This window comes from Collinsella sp. CLA-ER-H3 (assembly GCF_040092425.1).
Taxonomy (GTDB): domain Bacteria; phylum Actinomycetota; class Coriobacteriia; order Coriobacteriales; family Coriobacteriaceae; genus Collinsella.
Window position 1 is genome coordinate 319728 of sequence record NZ_JBBNLP010000001.1, and the last position, 26689, is coordinate 346416.

Genomic DNA, 26689 nt, shown 5'->3' on the forward strand with positions numbered 1-26689 from the left:
ATGTCACAAGTTTCTAACACTTCGTTTACAACGACGGTCTCATCAAACGCCATGGCCGTGGTGGACTATCTGTCCAAAAGCATGATGTCGGCGCTGCCGTTTATTGTCTGCGCGGCGTTGTTCCGCACCGTCGCCGTCATTATGGGCGAAGGCATGCTGGGCCTGTGGTCTGCCGATTCCGAAATCTATCGCCTGTTCTACAGTTGGCTCTATAACGCCGGCTACTACTTTTTGCCCATTTATCTTGGTTGGGCGGCCGCCCGCCAGCTCGGTTGCTCGGAGCAGTTGGGCATGATGTTGGGCGGCGTATTGATTGCACCCGATCTGCTCAAGCTTGTCGATGCCGTATCGACGACGGGGGCATCGATGACTTCCGTGTACGGGCTGCTTCCCGCGCCGGTCAACGATTACACGACGACTGTTATTCCGGTTCTCATCTCGGTGCCCGTGCTATGGCGAGTGGAGTGTTTCTTTCGACGCGTTATCCCTCAGGCCGTGGCGTTTTCGTTCGTTCCGTTTGCGACCATGCTTGTCATGGTTCCGGTTTCGCTGTGTATCACGGCGCCGGCGGGCAGCTATCTGGGCATGCTGTTGGGCCAGCTTATGTTTATGCTTGGCAATTCCGGTGGCATCGTGTCGCTGCTCACGCTCATGGGGCTTGCCGCGGGCTGGGAGTTCCTTAAGATCGCGGGCGTCAGCAACGTTGTCCTATCGCTCGCCTATGCGCAGTTTATGAGTGTGGGAACGGATTCGTGCATCCTGATCGCCGCGACGATGGCAACGTTCGCCGTTTGGGGCATGCCCTTTGGCGCGTCGCTCCGCGTTGCGGATAAGGACGAGAAGGCGCTCATGCTGGGCTATTCAATCTCGGGTGTTCTTGGCGGCGTAAGCGAGCCGGCGCTGTACGGTTGCGGCTTTAAATATGGCAGGTGCCTGACGTGCATGGCCATTGGCGGCGCCGTCGGAGGCCTTGTTGCAGCCGTGTGCCACGTTACGGCCTATACCATCGGCATGACAAATGTCCTCATGGTCATTGGCTTTGCCACGGGCGGCATCTCGAACCTGCTGTGGTGCTGCGTTGCCGGCGGTGTGGCATTTGCGGTGTCTGCGGCGCTGAGCTACTGCTTTGGCGTGGTGCCGGCGAAGGGGTGGGCGGCAGAAGACGAAGCCGATTCGCCCGAAACAGTGGCGAGCGCTGCTGAAGTAAGCGCATAAACCTGTGCGACAAAAGGACGATTCCTTTGTCATGTTCCAAGGCCGTGGCTCGTGTGGGTTGCGGCCTTTTTGTATCTGGAGGACAAAGTGGCTACACTACAATCCGTTTGAGCAATAGATATTAGGTAGTACCGTGGGGACTGATGAGGATGGTCGAGTGGATTGTTCGTCGTGCGCAGGGCGACCGTGCGCGCGTGGGCACGTTGACGGGCGTGGTGTGTATTCTCGCCAATGTGGCACTATGCGCTGCGAAGGGTGCAATTGGCGTGCTGTCGGGATCGGTTTCGATCGTGGCGGATGCCATGAACAACCTGTCCGATGCCAGCTCGAATATCGTGAGCGTGCTGGGCTTCAGGCTGGCGAGCAAGCCGGCCGACCCCGAGCATCCTTACGGTCACGGTCGCTACGAGTATCTCTCGGGACTGGTCGTGGCGGCGCTCGTGCTGCTGATTGGCGTTGAGCTGGTGAAGTCGTCGGTTGAGCGAATTGTCAACCCCGAACCTGTCGAGTTCTCACTTGCCCTGGTGGCAGTTTTAGTGCTTTCGATGGTCGTAAAGCTGTGGATGGCGGCCCTCAACCAAAAGCTCGGTGACCGCATTGAGTCCGAGACGTTGCATGCGACCGCGCAGGATTCCAAGAACGATGTCCTTGCCACGGGCGCCGTGTTAGCGTGCGCAATTGTTTCGCAGGTGACGCACATCAATCTTGACGCATGGGTTGGCCTTGCCGTTGGCGCCTATATTGGCTGGAGCGGCTTTGAGCTTATCCAAGATACGGTGAGCCCGCTTTTGGGCCAGGCGCCCGATCCTAAGCTGGTCAAGCACATTCGAGACAAGATTATGAGCTACCCCGGCGTTTTGGGCGTTCACGATTTGATGGTTCACGACTACGGCCCGGGCAGGAAGTTTGCAAGCGCTCACGCCGAGATGGCAGCCGAGGCCAGCCCGCTGGAAAGTCACGACACGCTCGATAACATCGAACAGTCGTTTAGGGACGAAGACGGCATGATCGTCACACTCCATTACGACCCCATCGTGACCGACGACCCCAAAGTGGCGAGCATGCGCCTGCGCATCAACGCCATGGCTCAGGAGATTGATAGCCGCCTTTCGATTCACGACTTGCGTTGCGTACCGGGCCCCACGCACACCAATGTGATTTTTGACTGCGTGCGACCCTCGGATTTGACGATGAACGCCGAGGACCTAAAGCGCGCGTTGGCGAAACGTGTCGAATCCGAATATCCCAAGTCGATTGCCAAGATCACGATCGACGAAGACTACGTAGGCCATACCCACGAGTAGGGCTGCGCCGGTAAAGCAGGTTATACAGAAGGGGAGAGCATGAAGCGCCTATATCTACTCCGCCACGGTCAGACAGAATTCAACGTTAAAAAGCTGGTCCAGGGCCGCTGCGATTCTCCGTTGACCGACCTGGGCCGCAAGCAAGCGGGAATGGCAGCCGCATGGCTCAAGGACCACGACGTCGTCCCCGACAAAGTGGTCTCTTCGCCCTTAGGCCGAGCCATGGACACGGCAAGTCTCGTCGCAACCGAACTCCTCGGCCCGGATGCAGCAGTCGAGCCCTGCGAAGGCATCATCGAGCGCAGCTACGGCTCCTTCGAAGAAGGTCCCCACGATGCCCTTCCCACCGACGTCTGGGACCCCGGCGAGGACTTAGTCCCCTTCGGAGGAGAGGGAAGCCAGGCGCTGCAGGAGCGCATGGTAGGCACCCTCACCAATCTCATGGGCGCCGAGGGTATCGAAACCCTCCTAGCAGTAAGCCACGGCAGCGCCAGCCGCCAATTCATCAAGGCTGCAGCCCCAGAGGACTTCGAACTCCCAACAAAACTCCCCAACTGCGCCATCATGATCTTCGATTTTGATGAGGCAAAGCCACAAGCAGAGGGCGAGCCAATGCAATGCAAGTTCACCTTGCAGCAAATTGTGGACCCCCAACATAGTAATTAGCTGAGCGAGCAGAGTTAAGCAGACATCAACGTGTCGTCTCCCGAGCTTGGCAGAGGGCCGGCGAAATATATTAAGTTTGTCGCGAGTTCCGCACGCAAAGGAAAGCACTTAATGTGCTTTCCGTCTTGCGCAGGACTGTAGAGCAGCAAACTTAATATATTTCGCCGGCCCTCTGCCAAGCCCAGGAGCCATCCACGCACTTTACCTGCGTAAACAATGTGAGTGAAATATGAATCTCGATGGATACGCCCGCAGCCGTGTATACTAAACAGCTGTGTGAAACCAGGGGAGTATTCTGGCTGGACAAAATGCCTGCTTAATAGGGTTGTCAGGTAGTCCGGGCGAAATACAAGGCTGGGGAGCACGTCGTGTAAGTAGTGGTCCTCTAGGGGCGTACGCTCGGTGGCGTACGCATTGTCCCAAGACCACGCGAGAGTTGGGATCATATCTTGATCAGCATGATTCTCGGCCGCAAGATTGGCATGACCCAGGTTTGGGACGAGAACGATAACGTCGTTCCCGTCACGGTCATCCAGGCTGGCCCCTGCGCTGTCTCGCAGGTTAAAACTCAGGCAACTGACGGCTATGACGCCGTCCAGATCGGTTTCGGCGACATCAAGGCCAAGAACGTGAACAAGCCCATGGCTGGTCACTTCGCCAAGGCTGGCGTCGAGCCTGTCCGCTTCCTTCGTGAGGTCCGCGTCGAGAACGGCGAGGAGCACAAGGTCGGCGAGGTCGTCACCGTCGCTGATTTCGCTGATGTCGAGAAGGTCGACGTCATCGGTACCTCCAAGGGTAAGGGCTTCCAGGGTCGCATCAAGCGCTGGGGTCAGCGCCGCGGTCCTATGACGCATGGTTCTCACTTCCAGCGTCACCCCGGTTCTATCGGTCAGTGCGCCTATCCTGCGCGCGTCCTCAAGGGCGTCAAGATGGCCGGTCACATGGGTAACGAGCGCGTTACCGTCAAGAACCTTTCCGTTGTCCGCATCGATGCCGAGCAGAACCTCATCTTGGTCAAGGGCGCTGTCCCGGGTGCCAAGAATGGTCTCGTCGCCATCCGTATGGCCTAAGGGCCCAGCCCATTTAGCCCAGCGTCATACCAAGGAGAACACTTAAATGGCAAAGTTTGAAGTAAAGAACAGCGAGGGCAAGAAGGTCGCCGAGGCCGAGCTCGCCGCTGAGGTGTACGGCATCGAGCCGAACATCCACGTTATGCACCACATCGTCAAGTGCCAGATGGCCTCTTGGCGTCAGGGCACCCAGTCCGCTAAGGGCCGCTCTGAGGTTTCCGGTGGCGGCAAGAAGCCTTGGCGTCAGAAGGGCACCGGCCGTGCCCGCCAGGGTTCCATCCGTGCTGCCCAGTGGCGTCACGGTGGCGTTGTCTTCGCCCCCAAGCCCCGTTCCTACGCTAAGCGTATGAACAACAAGGAGGTCAAGCTGGCTATGCGCTCCGCGCTGTCCGCCAAGCTGGCCGATGGCGAGCTCGTGCTCGTCGACGACTACGGCTTCGAGAAGCCTTCCACCAAGGCTGCCGTCGCCATGCTCAAGGCTCTCGGCCTTGAGGGCAAGCGTCTGACCATCATCGTTCGCGATGAGGACGTCAACGCCTACCTGTCGTTCCGCAACATTCCCAAGACGTTCATCATCACTGCCGACGAGGCCAACACCTACGATCTCGTCAACAACAACGCCGTGCTGATGCCCGCCGACATCGCCGCTCACTTCGGGGAGGTGCTTGCATAAATGACCGCCCACGAGATCATCATCCGTCCGATCGTGTCCGAGCGTTCCTTCTCCGGCATGGAGCTGAACAAGTACACGTTCGAGGTCGCCAAGGATGCTAACAAGTATCAGATCAAGGACGCTGTCGAGGAGATCTTCGGCGTCAAGGTCGTTCGCGTGAACACCCTGACGGTCAAGCCCAAGACCAAGCGCGTGCGCTATGTCGCCGGCAAGACCCGTTCTTGGAAGAAGGCCATCGTCACGCTGGCCGAGGGCGACACCATCGAGGTCTTTGGCAACCAGGCCTAAGACTCGCTGCTGTTGAGTGAGCTCATGCCTCCCAAATAGGGGAGGCGAGAGCTCAAGGTTTTGGGCGTAAAAAATGGACACGCCCGGAACCGTGTATACGTCCGGTGTCATCGCACCCGAGGCAGAACCTCGAATCCCTGTCTGCGATGGCTAACGGATTCCTATTGAAAGGGATTGTAATGGCTGTAAAGCACCTTAAGCCGACCTCCGCTGGTAGGCGTTGGCAGACGATCTCCGATTTCTCCGAGATCACCTGCACCAAGCCCGAGAAGTCTCTTCTCGAGCCCCTGCCCAAGAAGGCCGGTCGTAACAACAACGGCCGCATCACCACCCGCCACCAGGGCGGCGGCGTGAAGCGTCGTTACCGCGTGATCGACTTCAAGCGCAACAAGGACGGCGTGCCCGCCAAGGTTGCCACGATCGAGTACGATCCGAACCGTTCCGCTCGCATCGCTCTGCTGCACTACGCTGACGGTGAGAAGCGCTACATCCTGGCCCCCAAGGGCCTCGAGGTCGGTCAGACCATCATGTCCGGTTCTGACGCCGACATCAAGCCGGGCAACGCTCTGCCCCTCGCCGACATCCCCGTCGGTACGCTCATCCACGCCGTCGAGTTCCAGCCGGGCAAGGGCGCCGCTATCGCCCGTTCCGCCGGTAACTCCTGCCAGCTGATGGGTAAGGAGGGCAAGTACGCTATCGTCCGTATGCCTTCCTCCGAGATGCGCCGCATCCTCGTTACCTGCCGCGCCACCGTCGGTGAGGTCGGCAACGCCGATCACGCCAACATCGTCATCGGCAAGGCCGGCCGTAAGCGTCACATGAACGTGCGCCCGACCGTCCGCGGTACCGTCATGAACCCTGTCGACCACCCGCACGGCGGTGGCGAGGGCAAGAACCACACCTCTGGTCGTCCCTCCGTTACCCCCTGGGGTAAGCCGACGAAGGGCCTTCGTACGCGCAAGAAGAAGAAGGTCTCGAACCAGCACATCATTCGTCGCCGTAAGAAGTAATTTCGGATACCGAGTTTTAGGAGAAAGCACTTATGAGCAGAAGTCTCAAAAAGGGCCCGTTCGTGGAGACTCGCCTTCTCTCGCGTATCACCGCGATGAACGAGGCTGGCAAGAAGGACGTCGTGAAGACCTGGTCCCGCGCGTCCACCATCTTCCCCGAGATGGTTGGTCACACCATCGCCGTCCACGACGGCCGCAAGCATGTGCCCGTGTATGTTACCGAGTCCATGGTTGGTCACAAGCTCGGCGAGTTCGCGCCGACTCGTACGTTCCGTGGCCACAAGGCCAAATAGGGGGTTAACCGTAAATGGCAACTAAGTCTATTGAAACTGAGGCCACCGAGGTTCGCGCCGTCGCTAAGTACGTGCGTGTTTCCCCCAGCAAGGCCCGCCTGGTGGTCGATCTGATCCGCCGCAAGCCTGTCGCTCAGGCCTTCGACATCCTCCACTTCTGCGACCGCGCCGTCGCCGTGGATGTCGAGAAGGTTCTCCGTTCCGCCGTTGCGAACGCCGAGAACAACAACGGTCTGCGTGCCGACAACCTGGTTGTCGCCGCTGCCTATGTTGACGAGGGTCCGACGCTTAAGCGCATCCGTCCCCGCGCCAAGGGTTCCGCTTCTCGCATTCTGAAGCGTACTTCCCACATCACCGTCGTCGTTGCTCCTCGAAAGGAGGCGTAAAGCTGTATGGGTCAGAAAGTCTACCCCACCGGCTTCCGTCTTGGCATCACCGAGAACTGGCGCTCCCGCTGGTTCGCAGAGAAGGATTACGCTAAGACCCTCGGTAACGATCTCGAGATTCGTAAGTACCTCGAGAAGCGTCTTTCCCGCGCAGCTGTCTCCCGCGTCGAGATCGAGCGCGCTGGCGACAAGGTGAAGGTCATCATCCTCACTGCTCGCCCCGGCGTTGTCATCGGTAAGAAGGGTGCCGAGATCGATACCCTCCGTACCGAGCTCGAGAAGGTCGCTGGCGTCTCCAAGGGCCAGCTCTCCGTCGACGTTGTCGAGATCAAGCGCCCCGAGCTCGACGCCAACCTCGTTGCTCAGTCTATCGCCGAGCAGCTCGAGGGCCGCGTTGCCTTCCGTCGCGCTATGCGCAAGGCTGTCCAGTCCGCCCGCAAGGCCGGCGCTAAGGGCATCCGTATCCAGTGCTCCGGTCGTCTCGGCGGTGCCGAGATGGGCCGTCGTGAGTGGTACCGCGAGGGTCGCGTGCCTCTGCACACCCTCCGTGCCAAGATCGACTACGGCACGGCTGTCGCCAGCACCACCATGGGCGCTTGCGGCGTGAAGGTCTGGATTTACCTGGGCGAGAAGCTCCCGGGCCAGCCTGTTCCCAACCCTGCACTCGAGGGCTCTTCCCGTCCTCGTCGTCGTAACTCCGAGAGGAGGGGTCAGTAGTGCTTGCCCCTAAGCGTATTCTTCACCGCAAGGTGCAGCGTGGCTCCATGAAGGGCCAGGCCAAGGGTAATACCGAGCTGCATTTCGGCGAGTTTGGTATCCAGGCTCTCGAGGCCCATTGGATCACCAACCGTCAGATCGAGGCCGCTCGTATTGCCATGACCCGCTACATGAAGCGTGGCGGTCGTGTCTACATCACGATCTTCCCCGATAAGCCCATCACCAAGAAGCCTGCCGAGACTCGCATGGGTTCTGGTAAGGGTAACCCCGAGGAGTGGGTGGCCGTCGTCAAGCCCGGCCGCATCATGTTCGAGGTCAAGGGTGTTCCCGAGGAGGTCGCTCGCGAGGCTCTGCGTCTTGCGCAGCACAAGCTCCCCATCAAGACCAAGATTGTTGCTGCTAAGAACGCTGAGCAGCGCATCGAGAAGGAGATGGCTGAGGAGGCCGCTCTCGAGGCCAAGTGGGCTGCTGAGGACGCCGCCGCCGCCAAGGAGGAGAACTAATGAAGCCCGCAGAGATTCGTGAGCTCTCGGACGCTCAGCTCGTTGAGAAGCTGAAGGAAATGCGCGCCGAGCTCTTTAACCTTCGTTTCCAGATGGCCACCAGCCAGCTGGACAACACCGCTCGCGTCAACACCGTGAAGAAGGACATCGCTCGCGTCCTCACGGAGCAGCGCGCCCGCGAGATCGCAGCGGAGAAGTCCGCTGTCGCCGAGTAGGACCTAAGGAGAGAACATGACTGATTCGCGTAACTCGCGTAAGGTCCGTACGGGTGTCGTTACCTCCGTCTCCGGTGCCAAGACCATTGTTGTCACCATCACCGAGCGCAAGCGTCACCCCAAGTACGGCAAGATGATGACCAGCTCCAAGAAGCTGCACGCTCACGACGAGGAGTGCACGGCTGGCGTGGGCGATACCGTCCGCGTTATGGAGACCCGTCCTATGTCCAAGATGAAGCGTTGGCGCCTCATCGAGGTCGTCGAGCGCGCTAAATAAGCAGTCGCTCTTACGACTTGTACGTTTCCGAAGATGTGCGTATGCCTGGCTTGCATACCACGGGCCGTATAAAGGCTGCGCACCTCTCTTCGGTTCTTAGTTCGGAGGAACATCTACCATGATTCAGATGCAAACCATGCTGAACGTCGCCGACAACTCCGGCGCTCGCAAGATTCGCTGCATCAAGGTGCTTGGCGGTTCCAAGCGTCGTTATGCAGGCATCGGCGATGTGTTCATCGGTGCTGTCCAGGAGGCTACCCCTGGCGCCAACGTCAAGAAGAAGGACGTTGTCCGTTGCGTCGTCGTTCGCACCGTTAAGGAGATCCGCCGCAAGGATGGCTCCTACATTCGCTTTGATGAGAACGCCTGCGTTGTCATCAACAACGATGGTTCGCCCGTCGGCACCCGTATCTTCGGGCCCGTCGCTCGCGAGCTTCGTGACAAGAAGTACATGAAGATCGTCTCGCTCGCTCCCGAGACCCTGTAGTTAGGGGAGATATATGTATATCAAGAAGGGCGATAAGGTCCAGGTTCTCTCTGGTAAGGATCGCGGCAAGCAGGGCGTTGTCCTGCGTGCTCTCCCCGCCGAGAACAAGGTCGTTGTCGAGGGCGTTTCGGTCGTCAAGAAGGCCGTCAAGCCCAACGCTGCCAACCAGCAGGGCGGCATCGTTTCGCAGGAGGCTCCTATCGACGCCTCCAACGTCAATCTCGTTTGCCCCGAGTGCGGTAAGGTTACCCGCGTCGGTCACGAGAAGGACGGCAAGAACAAGCTGCGCGTCTGCAAGAAGTGCGGCCACAAGTTCTAAGCTGCCCGCAACAGCAAGTTGCTAGCAAAGGCCCGGATGCCCCACGGCATCCGGGCCTTTTTCTATCCCCACTCATTGGGGACAGACTTAAATGAGTGATTGCACTCATTGGGGACAGACATAAATGACTAGTCGTTGGGGACGTTCTTAAACGGCTAGTTGATGGGGACGGTCTTTAGATCTGTATATCTGGCCATCTAGGATAGGCTTCAACGAAAGCGGCACCTAGGGACAGTCCTTCGATGTCTGGTGCCCCCAGAGGGGTGAAGTAATACAGCTGGCTCTGTCTTTAGGGCTTTGGTGCTCCGCCTCTATATGTTTCACAAGGATTGTCACATGCGCATTTACGCGCAGAGTCTTGCGCGATGATGCGCATGGCCGCGCAAATATCTGCTAACTATGGTTAAATAATGACCGATAAGCAAATAAACACGCAAACACAAGCAAATGTGCGCGTATTTGTGCGAATATAAGGTTGTTGAAATGAAGGTCTTCCGATGACTCAGGAGGCACATCATGGCAGATTACAAACAGGCTCCGCTCGACGCCGAGGCAGCCGCAAAGGCGGCGTTTGCCTCGGTCCAGGATCGGCCGTTCCCCGATGATATCTTTACGGCCCCTGAGCTCCGCTGGGCCGTGATCGGTTGCGGCGTTATCGCCAACCAAATGGCCCAGTCCCTCGCTCTGGCCGGCCGCAAGCTCGCGGGTGTCGCCAACCGTACGCTGTCCAAGGCTCAGGCTTTTGCCGAGCAGTATGGCGTCGAGAAGGTCTATGAAACGGTTGAGGACCTCTACGCCGATCCGGACATCGATGCCGTCTATATCACCACGCCGCACAACACGCATATCACCTATCTGCGTGCCGCGCTGGCCGCCGGCAAGCACGTGCTCTGCGAGAAGGCCATTACCCTCAACTCTGTCGAGCTCGACGAGGCCCGTGCCATCGCCGACGAGCATAATGTGGTCCTTATGGACGCCACCACGGTGCTTCACATGCCGCTGTATCAGGAGCTGCGCCGTCGCATGGATGCGGGCGACTTTGGCCGGATGAACCTCGCCCAGCTCAACTTTGGCAGCTATAAGGAGTACGGCGACCTGACCAACCGCTTCTACAACCGTAGTCTTGCCGGCGGCGCCATGCTCGACATTGGCGTGTATGCCCTGTCCGTCATGCGCCTGTTTATGGCCAGCCAGCCCGCGGAGGTCGTGTCTCTGGGCAACACCTGTGAGACTGGCGTTGACGTCGCGGGTGGCATTGTTTGCCGTAACGCCGAGCAGCAGCTGGGCGTCGTGAGCCTTACGCTCCACTCCAAGCAGCCAAAGCGCTCGGTCATCAGCTTCGACAAGTGCTATATCGAGGTTAACGAGTATCCGCGTGCCGACCACGCGACCATCGTGTGGACTGCGGACGGCTACCGCGAGGAGGTCCACGCTGGCACCGAGGCCTACGCTCTGTGCTACGAGATGGCCGACCTGGAGAAGGCCGTCGCCGGCGATGATTCGAAGCGCGAGCTTCTGGGCTATGCTTCCGATGTTATGGAGCTGATGACCGAGCTCCGCGCCGATTGGGGAGTCGTGTACCCCGAGGAGGAGTAAGCGATGCTTGCGGAAGATAGGCTCAACGCGATCGTGTCAATGGTGCAGCAGGCTGGCTCGGTTACCGTGCCGGAGCTTGCCGAGACCCTGGGCGTGACACCGTCCACCATTCGCCGTGACTTGCAAACGCTCGACCGCGCGCACCGTATCGCCAAGGTGCACGGAGGCGCGACGAGTCTGTTGCGCGCGCACGTGACGCGCGACCTGACGATCAGCGAGCGCAGTGATCTCCATAACGATGACAAGGAGCGTATCTGCGCCCGTGCGGCGGCCCTGTTGGAGCCCGATAGCTTTGTGTATATCGATTCGGGCTCCACGACCCTCAAGCTCATCGAGCACCTTCCGCGCCTTGAGGGTGTCACCTATGTGACCGATTCCGTGCTCCATGCTCAGCATCTCGCCCTGCGTGGTATGCGCACCGTGGTGCTGGGCGGCGAGCTCAAGCCCGAGACCGAGGCGCTCGTCGGTCCCGATGCCTTGGCAACTCTGGACCGCTATAACTTCAACTGCGGCTTTTGGGGTTCCAATGGCATCGCCGCCGAGCAAGGTCTCACCACACCGGATATCGAGGAAGCGCAGGTCAAGCGTATCTCGATGCGCCATACCGCCAAACGCTTCGTAATCTCGGACGCCAGTAAATTTGGCATGGTGGCGCCCGTTAAGTTCGCGGACTTCCGCGACGCAACGATTATTACCGCAGGTGAGGTCCCCGCCAAGTATCGGGCGATGGATAACGTCATCACGGTCTAGCGACGGGACAAGGCCAAAACCACCACGAAGGTGCCTGTCCCCATTGTGGTGGTTAGTAACGAAAACCGAGTAGTTTTCTCAATAGAAAAGCGGCAACGTCCATCACGGGCGTTGCCGCTTTCGTTGTCTGCCGGTTTGTCTAAGTCTGTAACAACTGGACCGTTAAAAGTGGGCTAGGTGTTACAGATTGAGATTTTCCCTTAAGGGGGATTTGAATGTCTCGATCTGTAACAGATAGACCGGAAAATGGGTTCTAACTGTTACAGATCGAGACATTTTGGGACCGCGGTTGAACCATTGCGGCAAAACCACCACAAAGGTGCCTGTCCCCATTGTGGTGGTTTAGGGCTCCCAGGGGCAGGGGGCTTCGATGTGGATGTGCTCGCCGGTTACGGGATGCGTGAAGGACACGCTGTGGGCGTGGAGCATCAGGCCGCAGGGGCGCGGCGTTCCGTACAGGTCGTCGCCAACCAGGGGATGATGCTCGCTTGCCAGGTGCACACGGATTTGGTGCTTGCGGCCGGTGAGCAACTCGACATCGATATACGAGCGCGCGGGCAGGCCACGACGGCTCTTAAGACGTTTGAGCACCTTCACGCGAGTTTGAGACGGCTTGCCGCTGGCGCCGACGCGCATCTTTCGGCTGTCGTGACGGTCGCGGGCGATGGGCTTGTCGATGAGCTTCTCGTTCCAGTCGATCTTGCCCTCGGCCAGCGCCAGATAGTGCTTTTCGAAGGCGTGGTCGATGACCATTTGGTCAAAGGCGGGCTGCGTCTGTTTGTCGAGCGAAAACAACACCACGCCGGTGGTGTTGCGGTCCAGGCGGTTGAGCGGCTGCATGTCGGTCGCGGCAAAGCCGTCACCCATCGCCAGCAGCAGGTCGCTGGCGTAGTCGGTGAGCGTGCGCTCGCCGGTGCCGTCGCCGTGGACGATCATGCCGGCGGGCTTGTCGATGGCCATGAGCCAGGCGTCGCAGTAAAGGACTTGAGGTTCTTCGTTCACGTGTAAGCCTTTCGGTTAGCTTATTCCCACAAACATGCAGCCCGAGGTGGCGCCGCGCAGGCGGGCGGCGGGCTTGCGGCCGGCCTGTGCTGCTTCGACGGCACGACGGACGCGGGCGACGGCACGGCCCACCTCATCTGTCTCGAGCAGCGTTCCGTCTACCATGAGACGACGCACGCCGGCATCGAGCAGCTGAGGAACCTGCGGCGTGAGGTCGATGGGGTAGGCGTCGTACAGGCGAGAGCGGCCATGGATGTCGGTGCGTACGGGCATGACCTTGCCGTCGATATTCTTGAGTGACAGCTTGCGGGCGCGCGGGCGGCAGTTAGCGCAATCGTGGATGCAGCCATTGGCCACCTGCAGGATGCAGTGCTCACTCGTCATAACGCGCGGGCGGCCGAACACAGTGATGCCCAGGGCTGCGGGCGCGGCGGTGGCAAGCGAGACGATCTCGTCGAGCGTGATCTCGGGCGAGAGCCAAAACGCACCGGCTCCGCGCTCGGCAAGTGCCTCCATGCAGGGCGTGTTATGCACCGGCAGGCAAGAGCGAATCTCGGCCGTGGCGCCGGCATGAGCGGCTACGGCGAGCTCGGAGATATTGCCGACGGCGACGGTGGCTCCGGCATTGATCCAAGGATCGACGCGCTCGTGGTCGACGGCGCGGCAGACCTCGTCGAGTACGGGCACGATACCCTGCTCAAATGCATCGGCAGGGGAGAGTCCGACAGCCTCGAGCGCGTCGGTGGTCATATAGATGCGCGTTGCACCCTCCGCGCGGGCTGCCTCGGCGGCCTCGAGCGAGGTGACGGTGGCGCAGATCTGCGGCTCGTCGCGGTAGTGCTTGGGCATGGGGCGCGTACATTTGTCGAGCACCGGCAACTCGAGCGTTTTTGCGCGCTCCTCGTACGGTGCCAGAATGGCCTCTTCCAGCGCCGTACAAGCGGCGGCGCGCACCTTGTGCACGGCGGAAAAGCCCATACCGCAGCCGGCGTCGAGCGAAACGTCAAAGCTTGCGGCCTCAAAGGGAGAGGAGCCCATGCGCCCGACGTGCTCAACCAGATCGGATGCCTCGACGGCGCGGGTCTTGGCAGCCTCGACGGTAAAGCCCGTGGCCGTGGCCGTAAGCGAAGGATCGTCGCAACAGGTGAGCGTAACGGCAAACGGCTCGCCCAGACGCGCCACAACGGACACGTCAACAGCTCGGCGGCGCAGCACATCGCGCTTGAGCGCGGTGCCGGCGGCGTCAATGGCACGCTGACTGCGAATCACGCGGACGCGGCAGCCCTCAGGCATGCTGCGGGGAACGCGACATTCGATGATGTCGCCCGCGGCGGCATCATCGGCGGCGATGGTGGTCAGAAATTGGTCGAACTCATCGTCGTGGCGAAGCTCCAGCAGGTCGCCTTTGCCCACGGGCTCAAACAGCTCAATGCGGGCGATGGCGGCGCGGCGACGGCGGTCGTCGGGCTTGAGGCCGCGCACATCGCGGTTGGCCGGGCGGCTGCCCAGCACCGTGCCCACGATCTGGCCGCGGTTGTTGGAGCGCTCGTAGCTCATCATCTCGTCGCCCGAGGTGCCGTCCTGATAGGCGTGCGTAAAGTCGCGGTTGAAGCAGCGCTTGAGCTGGCGCTGGCGGGCGGCTTCCTCGTCCTTGGCAACGGCGACCCCTGCCAGCATGTCGTCAATTTCGTGACGATACACATCGACGATTGAGTACACGTAATCGGGTGCCTTCATGCGGCCCTCGAGCTTGAGCGATGCGGCGCCGGCGTCATACAGACGGCGAACAAGCTGTGAGGTGTTGGTGTCACGCGGGCATAGAGCGCGCTCGCGACCAGCAGGGGAGAGCGTGCGGCCGTTCTCGTCGATCAGCTCGTAAGGCAGGCGACAGGGCTGAGCGCACATGCCGCGGTTGGCCGAGCGGCCCGCCATGGCAAAGCTCGAGAGCAGGCACAGGCCCGAGTAGCAAAAGCAGATGGCACCGTGGCTAAAGACTTCAAGGTCCACATCGGGCGCGGCATCGTGAATGGCGGCAATCTCGTCGATGGAAAGCTCGCGCGAGAGGGTCACGCGGTCGGCGCCCTGCTCGCGGCACCAGATAGTCCCGCGGTCGTCATGGATGTTCGCCTGGGTTGAGATATGTGTCTCGATGCCGGGCATCGTGCGCTTGACCTCAAAGAACAGGCCCCAGTCTTGGATGATGAAGGCGTCGGCGCCCAGCGTGGAGCAACGATGGATGAGTTGCAGCGCATCGCCCATCTCGGACTGCTTGATGACGATGTTGACCGTGACGTAGACGCGCGACCCGGCCAGGTGTGCAGCACGGCAGGCCTGCTCAAAGGCCTCGTCGGTAAAGTTGGTGGCCTTGCGGCGGGCGTTGAAGCTGCCCATGCCGCAGTAGATGGCGTCTGCCCCGGCAGCGAGTGCGGCGGCAAAGGGCTCCGGGCCTCCGGCGGGGGCCAAGAGCTCGGGTCTGCGGTTGGTGGTTCGACTGGCGGTTGCGGTCATATCCTGCCTTTCAAAATGCTCAGATACTCAAAAGTATAGTGGTGCTGTTGCGGCGGACGAGCCCTGTGGCCCAAGCAGGATAAAGTCTTCAGCAGCCCTTGCAGCAAAAATGATCCGTTTCCCTCCGTCCCCTATGGATCGCCTGATCCGATGGGGACGGAGGGAAACGGATCATTTTGAACTTCACCGTCCGGTCATGCCGTTCAGCGGCCGACAGGCGCCGTTGGGCGATAAATTATTCTCGCAACGTGATAATAATCTTGCATCGCGCGGAAACCTTGAGTACTATCCCAAATCAAGCGCGGTGTTCAGACCGAATTGTGCCTCCCGGTGTGAACACCGCGCTCACGCTCTCTCAATTGATCGTAAGGAGATAAACATGAGCAAGACCGTCGTGTCTTCCGATAACGCACCTGCAGCCATCGGCCCGTATTCCCCCGGCATCCAGACCGGCAACATGGTGTTCCTGTCCGGCCAGCTGGGCATCGACCCCGCAACCGGCAAGATGCCCGAGGGCGTCGAGGCCCAGGCTAAGCAGTCCCTTGCTAACGTCGAGGCCCTGCTGAGCGCTGCCGGCGCCACCTTTGCCGATGTCGTCAAGACCACGGTCTACCTGGCCGACATCGCCGACTTCGCTGCCGTGAACGAGATCTACGCCTCCAAGTTCGAGGCTCCGTTCCCCGCGCGCAGCGCTTTCCAGGTTGCCGCTCTTCCGGCCGGCGGTCTGGTCGAGATCGAGGTCGTCGCCGCTCTCTAAGACGTTGGCAACAACTGAACATGACATGCAAAAAGACCCTGCAGTGACTGTGAACTGCAGGGTCTTTTGTCAAGCGATGCGACAAAAATGATCCGTTTCCCTCCGTCCCCAAGGGTTAACGTTTAGCCTTCCTTGCGGACTTTTTGCAGGTAGCGGTAGACGCTGGGCTCCGAGATGCCCAGCGCGGTGGCGGCGCAGGCCACGGCGCCCTTGAGCATGAATACCCCGTTGCCGTTGAGGTGGCGAATGACGTCCACGCGGTCGCTCTGGCCAAGTGACGCTACATCCAGCCCGCGCGCGCTCAGCAGCTCGGCAATACTGCGGTCGATGAGCTCCTGCGTAGACTCCGAAAGGCTTTCGACCTCGATAGACGCGGGCTCCGCCTGTCTAGGCGCCGCGTCGAAGCAGGCCATGAGCTGCTGCGCCATGACGTTGATGGAGCGCACGGTCGAGAGGTCGGTGTTGACGCAGAGCATACCGACGATCTCATCATTCTCGCGGATAAAGTACGTCGCTGACTCCAACGTCTTGCCGCCGGCACCGCGCCCCTCGTAGCCCGTAATAAACGGCAGGTCGCGATACTTGGCGTCGTGCATGATCTTGAGTGCCAGATCGGTGGCGGGACCGCCGACCTTGCGGCCGCTTACGATGCCGTTGCGAATATCGACGATGGCGTGGTCGGGATCCGAGAAATCGTGCAGCACGATTTCGCTGTTTTTGCCGAGTATCTGCTCCAGAAAATCGACCATCGGCAAAAAGCGACGTACGGTCTCGTTCACGGGCAACTCCTTTGGGTGAAATCGGAAATGTTCATAACAATTTTTTCTCATGGTAACACGCTGCCCATCATCTCGTATATCCGCAGGTACATTGCGTAATGCAGACGAACGGTAGGAATTTAGCGGTAAACGGTTGACCAAAAGAAAAGTTAGATGTTATTTTGACAAGACACTTTCCTGACCTGCGGAAATGCGTTATTTCAGCTGAAGAATAGTCTGATAACAAAAAATTATTATTGAGAATGAGAATCATCTTTAATACGATATGCAATGAAGGCACAACCTCAACCCCGCACTGCGTCACAATAGAGCGTTAGATGCGAAAACAACTACTTCGAGGATTGGTGGTCAAATGACCCAGGAGACGGTTACGAACGGCACTGAAGCCCTGTTCACTCGCGAAGGCATGCCTCCCGTTAAGGAAATGATCCCGTGTGCCCTTCAGCACGTACTGGCATCGTTTGCCGGCATCATTACCCCGGCGGTCATCATGGCCGGCGTCTACGGCTTTAATAGCCAGCAGAGTACCGACATCATCCAGGTCGCGCTCATTCTTTCGGCGATCGACACGGCCCTTCAGGCCTTCGCTCCCTTCCGTCGCATCGGCGGCGGCCTGCCCATCGTCATGGGCGTTTCGTTCGCGTTCCTGCCGGCCCTGCAGGCCATGGGTGCCTCGGGCTTTAGCTTTGGTGCGCTGCTGGGTGGCGAGATCGTCGGCGGCGCCGTCGCGGTCCTCTTTGGTCTGGCCTACAGCAAGATCAAGTGGCTGTTCCCGCCCGTCGTGACCGGTACGGTCATCTTCTCCATCGGCGTTTCGCTGTATCCCACGGCCGTCAAGTATATGGCCGGCGGTATGGGTACGCCGCTGTGGGGCACCCCGCAGGCCTGGTGCGTCGCTCTTATCACCTTCGCCGTGGTCTTTGCGCTCGCCAACTTTGGCAAGGGCGCGCTCAAGCTGGGATCCGTGTTCTTTGGCATGATCGTTGGCATGATCGTCTCCATCCCCTTTGGCATGATCGACTTCTCCAGCGTCGCCACCGCTCAGGTCTTCGCCCTTCCCAAGCTCATGCCCTACGCGCTCGAGTTTGATCCCGAGGTCTGCATTACCCTCGCCGTCGTGTTCCCCATGGTTGCTATCCAGGTTATCGGTGACGTTTCCGCCGCCTGCCTGGGCTCCATCGACCGTATGCCCACCGAGCGCGAGCTCTCCGGCGCTATTGTGTCCCAGGGCCTCACCTCTATGGTCGGCGGCCTGCTGGGCGGTCTTCCCACCAGCGCCCTTGGCCAGAACGTGGGCATCATCTGCTCCAACAAGGTCGTCAACAAGTGGGTCTTTGTGATCATTGCGGCCGTCTTTGCCATCGCCGGTCTGTTCCCGCAGCTCTCTGCCGTCCTTTCCGCTATCCCGCAGCCCGTCATCGGCGGCGCGACCGTCGGCGTCTTTGGCACCATCACCATGAACGGCGTGCGCATGTTCACCCGCGAGGGCCTCACGCAGCGCACTACCACCATCGTCGGCACCTCCGTCGTCTTTGGCCTGGGTATCTGGATGGCCAGCGGCTGCCTTGCCGGCGAGGGTATGCCCGCCTGGGTGTCCACCGTCATCGGCTCCAATGCCGTAACCCCCACCGCCATCATGGCCATTGTCCTTAACCTGATCCTTCCGCAGACGCCGGTCGTGGCTCAGCACATCGATGCTGCCAAGGACGCTGCCGTGGATCTGGTCTTGCCCGAGAGCAAGAAGTAACCAATTCGGTGCTATTCGTCGGCGGACGCATCGCCTCGTCCGCCGACGCCATGCGGCACCAAGCCGCACTTCAAAGGGTTTGTCCCTTTGGTGAAGCGTTGACGGGAGAGGGCCCGTTTCCGGTGTAGGCCGGCGCTTCGCACTCCGCCATGTCAGAGGTGTCAAACCCCGCCTCTGATGTTGAAGGGAGCATCCATGCTTCTGGTCGCTAACGGTTCCGTCTTTACCCGCAACGCTCAGGCCCCGTTCATTCCAAACGGTGCGGTCGCCATTGACGGAGATACGATCGTCGAAGTGGGCCCCGAGCGCGAGCTCAAGGCCAAGTACCCGGATGCCGAGTACGTCGATGCCCGGGGCAACCTCATCATGCCCGGACTCATCAACTGCCACACCCACATCTACTCGGGTCTGGCCCGCGGCCTCGCCATTAAGGGCTGCAACCCCACCAACTTCCTGGAGAATCTTGAGCAGCAGTGGTGGAAGATCGACGACAACCTGACGCTCGACGGCACCAAGGCCAGCGCCTATGCCACGATTTTGGACTCCATCCGCGATGGCGTCACCACGATCTTCGATCACCATGCGAGTTTCTGCGAGATCCCGGGTAGCCTCTTTACCATTAAGGACGCAGCTCAGGAGCTGGGCATGCGTTCGTGCCTGTGCTACGAGGTCTCCGATCGCCGCGGCCAGGAAAAATGCGACCGGGCCATTGCCGAGAACGCCGAATTTGCCCAGTGGGCCGCCAAGGAGCGTCGCGATAACGACAACCATATGATCGCCGCCATGTTTGGCGGACATGCCACCTTTACGCTTTCGGACGAGACCATGGATAAGATGGCCGAGGCCAACAACGGCCTGACCGGCTTCCACATCCATGTGTGCGAGGGCATGAACGACGTGTGGGATTCCCGCCTCAACCGCGGCGGCATCAGCCCCGTCGAGCGCCTGCTGCAGCACAACCTGCTGGGTCCCGACACCATGCTGGGCCACTGCATCCACGTGACGCCTGCCGAGATGGATATCGTCAAGGAGTCCGGCACCTGGCTCGTCAACAACCCCGAATCCAATATGGGCAACGCCGTGGGCTGCGCCCCCGTGCTCGAGTTCTTCCGCCGCGGCATCCCCGTGTGCATGGGCACCGACGCCTACACCCACGATATGCTCGAGAGCCTCAAGGTCTTCCTGATCATTCAGCGTCACAACGCCGCTATGCCCAACGTGGGCTGGTGCGAGGCAATGACGATGCTGTTCGAGAACAACGCCAAGATGGCCAGCAAGTACTTCGATCGCAAGCTCGGTGTGCTCGAGGCCGGCGCTGCCGCCGACGTCATCGTCATGGACTACAAGCCCTTTACGCCGCTGAGCGAGGAGAACATCGACGGCCACATGCTCTTTGGCATGATGGGCAAAAACTGCCGCACCACCATCATCAACGGCCGCGTCCTGTACAAGGATCGCGAGTTCGTTGGCATTGATGAGGACAAGATCAACGCGTGGACCATGGCCGAGTCCAAGAAGCTCTGGAGCACGCTCAACGATCGCGCCTACTAATTACAAGTAGATTCACGCGCGTCGGATGTTTCGCCGCATCCGGCGCGCGTATAGGCGGCCTCCGCGGGGTCGCCGGCGCTGTGCTAGCGCTACACCGTATTTGCGCCCGCCGCGCGGTCTCGCCGGGCGTTACAGAGAGGAGCTCATTATGAGCGACATCATGAGGCCGATCCCGTTTTCGCAGCTGATGAACTGGATCATCGAGGAGCACAAGACTCAGGGCGCCATCTTTGGCGTGCGCAAGATGGTCACGACCAACCAGGAGGGCGCGCTTCCCATTTTTGACGAGCGCATCGAGACTCCGTTTGGCCCGGCCGCCGGTCCCAATACGCAGCTGGCCCAGAACATCGTGGCATCCTACGTGGCCGGTTCTCGTTTCTTTGAGCTCAAGACCGTTCAGGTTATGGACGGCGAGGAGCTCTCCAAGTGCGTTAACAAGCCCTGTATCGTGGCACAGGACGAGTGCTACAACTGCGAGTGGTCGACCGAGCTCGAGGTTCCGCAGGCCTTTGCCGAGTACGTGAAGGCATGGTTCGCCTGCCACCTGATCGCTCGCGAGTACGGCCTGGGCAGCCCGGACGGCTTTGTCTTTAACATGTCGGTGGGTTATGACCTGGAGGGCATCAAGAGCCCCAAGGTCGACGCCTACATCGAGGGCATGAAGGACGCCAGCGGCTCCGAGGTTTGGAACGAGTGCCGCACGTGGGCGCTCGCTAACCTGGACAAGTTTGAGCATGTCGATGCTGCGTTTGTCGAGTCCATCCCGGCGCGCGTCTCCAACTCCATTACCGAGTCCACGCTGCATGGCTGCCCGCCGGCGGAGATCGAGCGCATCGCGACCTATCTGATTACCGAGAAGGGTCTCAACACCTACATCAAGTGCAACCCCACGCTGCTGGGCTATGAGTTTGCCCGCCAGCGTCTGAACGAGCTGGGCTTTGACTACATCGTCTTCGATGACACGCACTTCCGCGAGGACCTGCAGTGGGCCGACGCCGTGCCCATGTTCGAGCGCCTGATTGCCCTGTGCGCCGAGCGCGGCCTGGAGTTTGGCGTCAAGCTCACCAATACCTTCCCTGTCGATGTGACGAGGAACGAGCTGCCCTCCACCGAGATGTACATGTCGGGCCGTTCGCTGTTCTCGCTGACCATCGAGGCCGCCCGTCGCATTACCGAGCAGTTCGATGGCAAGCTGCGCATCAGTTACTCCGGCGGTGCCACGGTCTACAACATCCGCGCCCTGTACGATGCCGGCATTTGGCCCGTCACCCTGGCGACCGACGTACTCAAGCCTGGTGGCTACGAGCGCTTTAGTCAGATGGCCGGCGAATTTGGCGATCTGAACGGCAAGCCGTTCGCGGGCGTCTCTCTCAAGGCTGTGACCGCGATTCAGGCTGACTCGCTCACCAACCCGCTCTACAAGAAGCCGCTGCGTCCGCTGCCCGACCGCAAGGTCGCCGGCAAGAGCCCGCTTTCCGACTGCTTTACCACGCCGTGCCGCACGAGCTGCCCCATCCAACAGGATATTCCCGCCTATCTGGCGGCTGTTGACGAGGGCCGCTACGAGGACGCACTCAACATCATCATCGAGCGCAACGCCCTGCCGTTTATTACCGGCACCATCTGCCCGCATCCCTGCGGTCGTGCCTGCGAGCGTGCGTTCTACGAGCCCGAGGGTGCCCAGATTCGCGCCAGCAAGCTCAAGGCCGCCCGTGAGGCCATGACCGCCGTGCTGCCCAAGCTGCGCGCCCAGGCCATCGCCAACGACGGTGAGCGCAACGTTGCCGTTATCGGCGGCGGCCCGGCCGGCCTGGCGACGGCGTTCTTCCTGACGCGCGCCGGCGTGCCCGTCACCATCTTTGAGGCCCGCGATTCGCTCGGTGGCGTGGTCCGTCACGTGATTCCCGAGTTCCGCATCGCGAGCGACGATATCTCCCACGATGCCGAGCTCTGCCTGGCCTTTGGCGCCAAGGTGCAGCTCAACGCTCGCGTTGATTCCATTGACGAGCTCAAGGCCCAGGGCTTTACCGACGTGGTCGTGGCCACCGGTGCCTGGATGCCCGGCTCTGCGGGCCTAGGCGAGGGTGCCGAGCTCGACGTGCTGGAGTTCCTCGAGGCCGCCAAGAAGGGCGAGAAACTCGAGCTGGGCGAGGACGTCGTGGTCATTGGCGCCGGTAACACCGCCATGGACGCGGCCCGCGTGGCCAAGCGTCTGGCTGGCGTGAAGAACGTGCGCCTGGTGTATCGCCGCACCAAGAAGCAGATGCCCGCTGACGAGGAAGAGCTCGATCTTGCTCTTACCGACGGCGTTGAGTTCTGCGAGTTGCTGGCGCCCAAGGCGTTCAACGGCGCCGTGCTGACCTGCGATGTTATGGAGCTTGGCGAGCCGGATGCAAGCGGCCGTCGCAGCCCCGTCGCCACGGGCGAGACCGTCGAGCTTCCCGCCACCACGGTGATCTGCGCCGTGGGCGAGGGCATCGACGCCAGCCTGTACGATGCCGCGGGCGTCGAGCACGACCGTCGCGGCCGCCTTGCCGCCACCTCCACCGGCGTCGAGGGCGTCTGGGCTGCGGGCGACTGCCGTCGCGGTCCTGCCACCGTGGTCGAGGCCATCGCCGATGCCGCCGAGGTTGCCCGTGCCATCGCCGGCGTGGACTTTAACAAGTACGCCGACCAGAATGCTCAGGCCGGCCGCGAGGACACCTGCTACGAGCGCAAGGGGTCGCTGTGCCGCGACAAGCGCAACTGCACCAAGACCCGCTGCCTGGGCTGCGGCTCGGTGTGCGAGGTCTGCTGCGACGTGTGCCCCAACCGCGCCAACGTGGCAATTAAGGTGCCGGGCCTGGCCAAGCATCAGGTCGTCCATGTCGACGGCATGTGCAATGAGTGCGGCAACTGCGCCGTGTTCTGCCCTTACCAGGAGGGTCGTCCCTACAAGGACAAGCTCACCCTGTTCTGGAGCGAGGAGGACATGGAGAACTCCGAGAACGAGGGCTTCCTGGCCGTGGACGAGGACCACTTTAAGGTTCGCGTCGCCGGCACGGTCCGCACCGTCTCGGTCGATGCCGTCAACACCGGTCTTCCCGAGGCCGTCCGCCTGACCATCAGGGCTGTGCGCGACAACTATTCGTACCTTCTTAAGAAATAGGCGAGTCTCTTATGGCCAAATCCATTCAACATAACGTGGCCTACGTTGCCTGCGGAAGCGGTTGCGCCTCCGCAGGCGGCGACGCCCACTGCAGCGAAGGCTGCATTGGCTGTGGCGCCTGCGTCACGGCCTGCCCCCACGGCGCCATTGCGCTGGTCGATGGCATCGCCCGCGTGGACCGCTCCAAGTGCACGGGCTGTGGCCTGTGCGGCATGGCGTGCCCGCAGCGCGTGATTGCCTTCGTCCCCGGCTACCAGAACATTCTGGTGCGCTGCAACAACACCGATAAGGGCGCCATTGCGCGCAAGGTCTGCGACACGAGCTGCATCGGTTGCGGTATGTGCGCCAAAAAGTGCCCTGCCGGCGCTATCCGCATCGAGGACAACTGCGCCCATATCGACGGCGTGGACTGCCTGTCGTGCGGCATGTGCGCCGTCGTCTGCCCGCATGGCGCCATCCACGACCGCACCGGCATCGCCGCCGGCGTGTAGAAGGGAATCACCATGGCACAGGAATTCACTTTTACCGTTAACGGCGTCGAGTGCACGACGACTCAGAACAAGCCACTGCTGCGCTATCTGCGCGACGACCTGCACATTCACTCCGCCAAGGACGGCTGCTCCGAGGGCGCCTGCGGAACCTGCACCATTCATGTGGACGGTGCGGCCGTCAAGGCGTGCGTGCTGACCACCGCTCTTGCCGCCGGCCGCAACATCGTGACCGTCGAGGGCCTGCCCGAGGACGTGCGCGAGGCCTTTGTGTACGCCTTTGGCGCCGTGGGCGCCGTGCAGTGCGGTTTTTGCATTCCCGGCATGGTCATGGCGGGTGCGGCGCTCATCGCCGAGGACCCCGAGCCCACTGAGGAGCAGATCAAGTACGCCATTCGCGGTAACGTCTGTCGCTGCACCGGCTACAAAAAGATTATCGAGGGCATCTCGCTGGCCGCTGCGGTGCTCCGCGGCGAAAAGCAGATCGACGAGGACCTGGAGCGCGGCGATGACTACGGCGTGGGCAAGCGCGCCTTCCGTATTGACGTGCGCAAGAAGGTGCTCGGCGAGGGCAAGTATCCCGACGACATCGACGAGCTCGATCAGCCGGGCCTGACCTATGCCAGCGCCGTGCGCTCCAGGTATCCGCGCGCCCGCGTGCTCTCCATCGACACCTCCAAGGCCGAGGCCCTGCCCGGTGTAGTGGGCATCCTGCGCGCCGAGGACGTGCCGGTCAACCAGGTCGGCCACCTTATCCAGGACTGGGACGTCATGATCGCTCAGGGCGATATCACCCGCTGCGTGGGCGATGCCATCGTGCTGGTGGTCGCCGAGGACGAGGCGACGCTCGAGAAGGCCAAGAAGCTCGTAAAGATTGACTACGAGCCGCTGGAGCCCGTGCGCAACATTGTCGAGGCCAGGGCCGCCGATGCCCCGCGCCTGCATGACAGCTTCTTTGCCTTCGGCAACACGGTGGAGCTCAAGGACAACGTGTGTCAGAGCCGTCACGTGACGCGCGGCGACGCCGCCAAGGCGCTGGCAGAGAGCGCGTTTACCGTGACGCAGCGCTTTACCACGCCCTTTACCGAGCATGCCTTCTTGGAGCCCGAGTGCGCCGTTGCCTTCCCGTACAAGAACGGCGTCAAGGTGCAGTCGACCGACCAGGGTGCCTACGACACGCGCAAAGAGTGTGCCCATATGTTTGGCTGGGATAGCGAACCCGAGCGCGTGGTCGTCGAGACCATGCTCGTGGGCGGCGGCTTTGGCGGTAAGGAGGACGTTTCGATCCAGCACCTGGCCGCGCTTGCTGCCTATAAGTTCCAGCGTCCTGTGAAGTGCAAGCTCACGCGTGCCGAGTCGCTCGCGTTCCATCCCAAGCGTCATGCCATGGACGGTACCTTTACGCTGGGTTGCGACGCCGAGGGCAACTTTACCGGCCTGGATTGCGAGATCAACTTTGACACCGGCGCCTACGCGTCGCTGTGCGGCCCGGTGCTCGAGCGCGCTTGCACGCATGCTGTCGGCCCCTACAAGTACCAGAACACCGACATTCGCGGTTATGGCTACTACACCAACAACCCGCCCGCCGGCGCGTACCGTGGCTTTGGCGTCTGCCAGTCCGAGTTTGCGCTCGAGAGCCTAATCGACCTGCTGGCCGAGAAGGTCGGCCTGGATCCGTGGGAGATTCGCTACCGCAACGCCATCGAGCCGGGCGAGGTTTTGCCCAACGGTCAGATTGCCGACTGCTCCACGGCGCTGAAGGAGACACTGCTCGAGGTCAAGGATGCCTACTATGCGCATCCCGGACACGCCGGCATTGCCTGCGCCATGAAGAACGCCGGCGTGGGCGTGGGCCTGCCCGATGCCGGCCGCTGCAAGATTCGCATCGAGAACGGCGCGGCCGTGGTCTATGCCGCCACGTCCGACATTGGCCAGGGCTGTAACACCGTCTTTTTGCAAGACGTTGCCGAGGCATGCGGCCTGCCGCTTCGCTGCATCGCCAACGGCGAGTGCTCCACCGAGAACGCTCCCGACTCCGGCACCACGTCTGGCTCGCGTCAGACGGTCGTGACCGGCGAGGCCGTGCGCGGTGCCGCCTTCCTGCTGCGCGATGCCATGCTTGATATCGAGGCCGGCAAGTCTGCGCCCGCCGCTCCCGTGAGTGCGCATGGCGACGGCGTCAAGATCGAGTATGACGACGGCCGCGCCTATCAGCTGCACACGCAGGAACTCGTCGCCGGCCAGGGTATGCACCCTCAGGATCCCGCGGCCGCCATCAAGGCGCTCGAGGGATGCGAGTTTGGCTACGTGTACCTGGAGCCGACCGACAAACTGGGCGCCGACGTTCCCAATCCCAAGAGCCACATCTGCTACGGCTTTGCCACGCATGTGGTCATTCTGGATGATGACGGCCGCGTGAGCGAGGTCTACGCCGCGCACGATTCCGGCAAGGTGGTCAACCCCATCTCCATCCAGGGTCAGATCGAAGGCGGTGTGCTCATGGGTATGGGTTACGCACTTACCGAGGACTGGCCGCTCAAGGACTGCGTGCCCCAGGCAAGGTACGGTACGCTCGGGCTGTTCCGTGCACCCGAGATTCCGGATATCCACGCTATCTACGTGGAGAAGGACGAGCTGTTGCCCGTGGCATACGGCGGCAAGGGCATCGGCGAGATCGCAACGATCCCCACGGCGCCCGCCGTGCAGAACGCCTACCGCGCGTTTGACGGCAAACTACGTCCAGATCTGCCCATGGTGGATACGCCCTACAGCCGCGCCCGTCGCCGCGGGTAGGGTAGGGTGCGGACAGCATTGCTGACGGGCTGTTCGCGCTCAACACCAACTGCATATGCTGCGCCTTTGGCCCCAGCTCCATCGCGAGCCGGGGCCCTTTGTTTGGAGTGGAAACTGCGTCCCGGATTTGGCGCTCAGAACGGGACA

At 61.1% G+C, this 26689-nt stretch carries 25 protein-coding genes and 1 pseudogene; 23 read left to right on the top strand and 3 right to left on the bottom strand.

Going from position 1 to position 26689, the window contains the following annotated elements; all coding sequences use genetic code 11:
- The 17 genes and pseudogenes from AAAX32_RS01440 (at position 1) to AAAX32_RS01520 (ending at position 11769) form a co-directional block, all read left to right on the top strand.
- Entirely contained in the window at positions 1–1215 is a 1215-nt protein-coding gene (locus tag AAAX32_RS01440; RefSeq protein ID WP_349099721.1) for a PTS transporter subunit EIIC, read from the top strand.
- Positions 1216–1364: 149 nt separating this feature from the next.
- Positions 1365–2519, top strand: coding sequence for a cation diffusion facilitator family transporter (locus tag AAAX32_RS01445; protein WP_349099732.1), 1155 nt, complete (start codon positions 1365–1367; stop codon positions 2517–2519).
- 39 nt (positions 2520–2558) lie between these two features.
- Positions 2559–3185 (top strand): histidine phosphatase family protein, encoded by a 627-nt coding sequence (locus AAAX32_RS01450; RefSeq protein ID WP_349099722.1) that lies wholly within the window; start codon positions 2559–2561, stop codon positions 3183–3185.
- 449 nt (positions 3186–3634) lie between these two features.
- Complete coding sequence (gene rplC / locus AAAX32_RS01455; RefSeq protein ID WP_089572481.1) at positions 3635–4255, top strand: 50S ribosomal protein L3; 621 nt, start codon at positions 3635–3637, stop codon at positions 4253–4255.
- 46 nt (positions 4256–4301) lie between these two features.
- On the top strand, positions 4302–4928 hold the full coding sequence (gene rplD, locus AAAX32_RS01460; protein ID WP_006235032.1) for a 50S ribosomal protein L4: 627 nt from the start codon (positions 4302–4304) through the stop codon (positions 4926–4928).
- Complete coding sequence (rplW, locus tag AAAX32_RS01465; protein ID WP_022094197.1) at positions 4929–5216, top strand: 50S ribosomal protein L23; 288 nt, start codon at positions 4929–4931, stop codon at positions 5214–5216.
- A 179-nt stretch (positions 5217–5395) separates the two neighbouring features.
- Entirely contained in the window at positions 5396–6226 is an 831-nt protein-coding gene (rplB, locus tag AAAX32_RS01470) for a 50S ribosomal protein L2 (RefSeq protein WP_055250219.1), read from the top strand.
- Between the two features lie 32 nt (positions 6227–6258).
- Positions 6259–6519: a 30S ribosomal protein S19 gene (gene rpsS, locus AAAX32_RS01475; RefSeq protein WP_006235035.1), complete on the top strand. Its 261-nt coding sequence runs from the start codon at positions 6259–6261 to the stop codon at positions 6517–6519.
- A gap of 14 nt (positions 6520–6533) precedes the next feature.
- A complete protein-coding gene (gene rplV, locus AAAX32_RS01480; protein ID WP_006235036.1) occupies positions 6534–6905 on the top strand; it encodes a 50S ribosomal protein L22 in 372 nt (123 codons plus the stop codon).
- 6 nt (positions 6906–6911) lie between these two features.
- A complete protein-coding gene (gene rpsC / locus AAAX32_RS01485; RefSeq protein ID WP_006235037.1) occupies positions 6912–7622 on the top strand; it encodes a 30S ribosomal protein S3 in 711 nt (236 codons plus the stop codon).
- A pseudogene (rplP, locus tag AAAX32_RS01490) lies at positions 7622–8017 on the top strand (50S ribosomal protein L16); the annotation flags it as partial. The gene rpsC and the pseudogene rplP, both read left to right, overlap by 1 nt.
- A 107-nt stretch (positions 8018–8124) precedes the next feature.
- Complete coding sequence (gene rpmC / locus AAAX32_RS01495) at positions 8125–8340, top strand: 50S ribosomal protein L29 (protein WP_006235039.1); 216 nt, start codon at positions 8125–8127, stop codon at positions 8338–8340.
- Positions 8341–8356: 16 nt separating this feature from the next.
- On the top strand, positions 8357–8617 hold the full coding sequence (gene rpsQ, locus AAAX32_RS01500) for a 30S ribosomal protein S17 (protein ID WP_006235040.1): 261 nt from the start codon (positions 8357–8359) through the stop codon (positions 8615–8617).
- Between the two features lie 118 nt (positions 8618–8735).
- A complete protein-coding gene (gene rplN, locus AAAX32_RS01505) occupies positions 8736–9104 on the top strand; it encodes a 50S ribosomal protein L14 (RefSeq protein ID WP_006235041.1) in 369 nt (122 codons plus the stop codon).
- A 13-nt stretch (positions 9105–9117) separates the two neighbouring features.
- Positions 9118–9423, top strand: a complete 306-nt coding sequence (rplX, locus tag AAAX32_RS01510) for a 50S ribosomal protein L24 (RefSeq protein ID WP_006235043.1) — start codon at positions 9118–9120, stop codon at positions 9421–9423.
- A 516-nt stretch (positions 9424–9939) separates the two neighbouring features.
- A complete protein-coding gene (locus tag AAAX32_RS01515; protein WP_349099723.1) occupies positions 9940–11019 on the top strand; it encodes a Gfo/Idh/MocA family oxidoreductase in 1080 nt (359 codons plus the stop codon).
- A 3-nt stretch (positions 11020–11022) separates the two neighbouring features.
- Positions 11023–11769: a DeoR/GlpR family DNA-binding transcription regulator gene (locus AAAX32_RS01520; protein WP_349099724.1), complete on the top strand. Its 747-nt coding sequence runs from the start codon at positions 11023–11025 to the stop codon at positions 11767–11769.
- A 342-nt stretch (positions 11770–12111) separates the two neighbouring features.
- Here the strand turns inward: AAAX32_RS01520 and AAAX32_RS01525 are convergent, their stop codons facing one another.
- Both AAAX32_RS01525 and AAAX32_RS01530 read right to left on the bottom strand, forming a co-directional pair.
- Positions 12112–12771, bottom strand: a complete 660-nt coding sequence (locus AAAX32_RS01525) for an RluA family pseudouridine synthase (RefSeq protein WP_232049565.1) — start codon at positions 12769–12771, stop codon at positions 12112–12114.
- Positions 12772–12786: 15 nt separating this feature from the next.
- Positions 12787–15279: a U32 family peptidase gene (locus tag AAAX32_RS01530; protein ID WP_349099725.1), complete on the bottom strand. Its 2493-nt coding sequence runs from the start codon at positions 15277–15279 to the stop codon at positions 12787–12789.
- A 379-nt stretch (positions 15280–15658) separates the two neighbouring features.
- On the opposite strand from AAAX32_RS01530, the gene AAAX32_RS01535 reads away from it, so the two are divergent.
- Positions 15659–16036, top strand: a complete 378-nt coding sequence (locus AAAX32_RS01535) for a RidA family protein (protein WP_349099726.1) — start codon at positions 15659–15661, stop codon at positions 16034–16036.
- A gap of 122 nt (positions 16037–16158) precedes the next feature.
- On the opposite strand, the gene AAAX32_RS01540 is transcribed toward AAAX32_RS01535, so the two are convergent.
- Positions 16159–16815, bottom strand: coding sequence for a PAS domain-containing protein (locus AAAX32_RS01540; protein WP_349099727.1), 657 nt, complete (start codon positions 16813–16815; stop codon positions 16159–16161).
- A gap of 352 nt (positions 16816–17167) precedes the next feature.
- Here AAAX32_RS01540 and AAAX32_RS01545 point away from each other — a divergent pair, with 352 nt between their 5' ends.
- The 5 genes from AAAX32_RS01545 to xdh all read left to right on the top strand — a co-directional run bounded on the left by AAAX32_RS01545 (position 17168) and on the right by xdh (position 26542).
- Entirely contained in the window at positions 17168–18562 is a 1395-nt protein-coding gene (locus AAAX32_RS01545) for a solute carrier family 23 protein (protein WP_349099728.1), read from the top strand.
- A 195-nt stretch (positions 18563–18757) separates the two neighbouring features.
- Positions 18758–20113 (top strand): putative aminohydrolase SsnA, encoded by a 1356-nt coding sequence (gene ssnA / locus AAAX32_RS01550; protein WP_226802699.1) that lies wholly within the window; start codon positions 18758–18760, stop codon positions 20111–20113.
- Between the two features lie 148 nt (positions 20114–20261).
- A complete protein-coding gene (ygfK, locus tag AAAX32_RS01555; RefSeq protein WP_343011720.1) occupies positions 20262–23261 on the top strand; it encodes a putative selenate reductase subunit YgfK in 3000 nt (999 codons plus the stop codon).
- Between the two features lie 11 nt (positions 23262–23272).
- Entirely contained in the window at positions 23273–23752 is a 480-nt protein-coding gene (locus tag AAAX32_RS01560) for a 4Fe-4S binding protein (protein WP_055309382.1), read from the top strand.
- Positions 23753–23764: 12 nt separating this feature from the next.
- Complete coding sequence (gene xdh / locus AAAX32_RS01565; protein WP_217108323.1) at positions 23765–26542, top strand: selenium-dependent xanthine dehydrogenase; 2778 nt, start codon at positions 23765–23767, stop codon at positions 26540–26542.
- Positions 26543–26689: the final 147 nt, after the last annotated feature.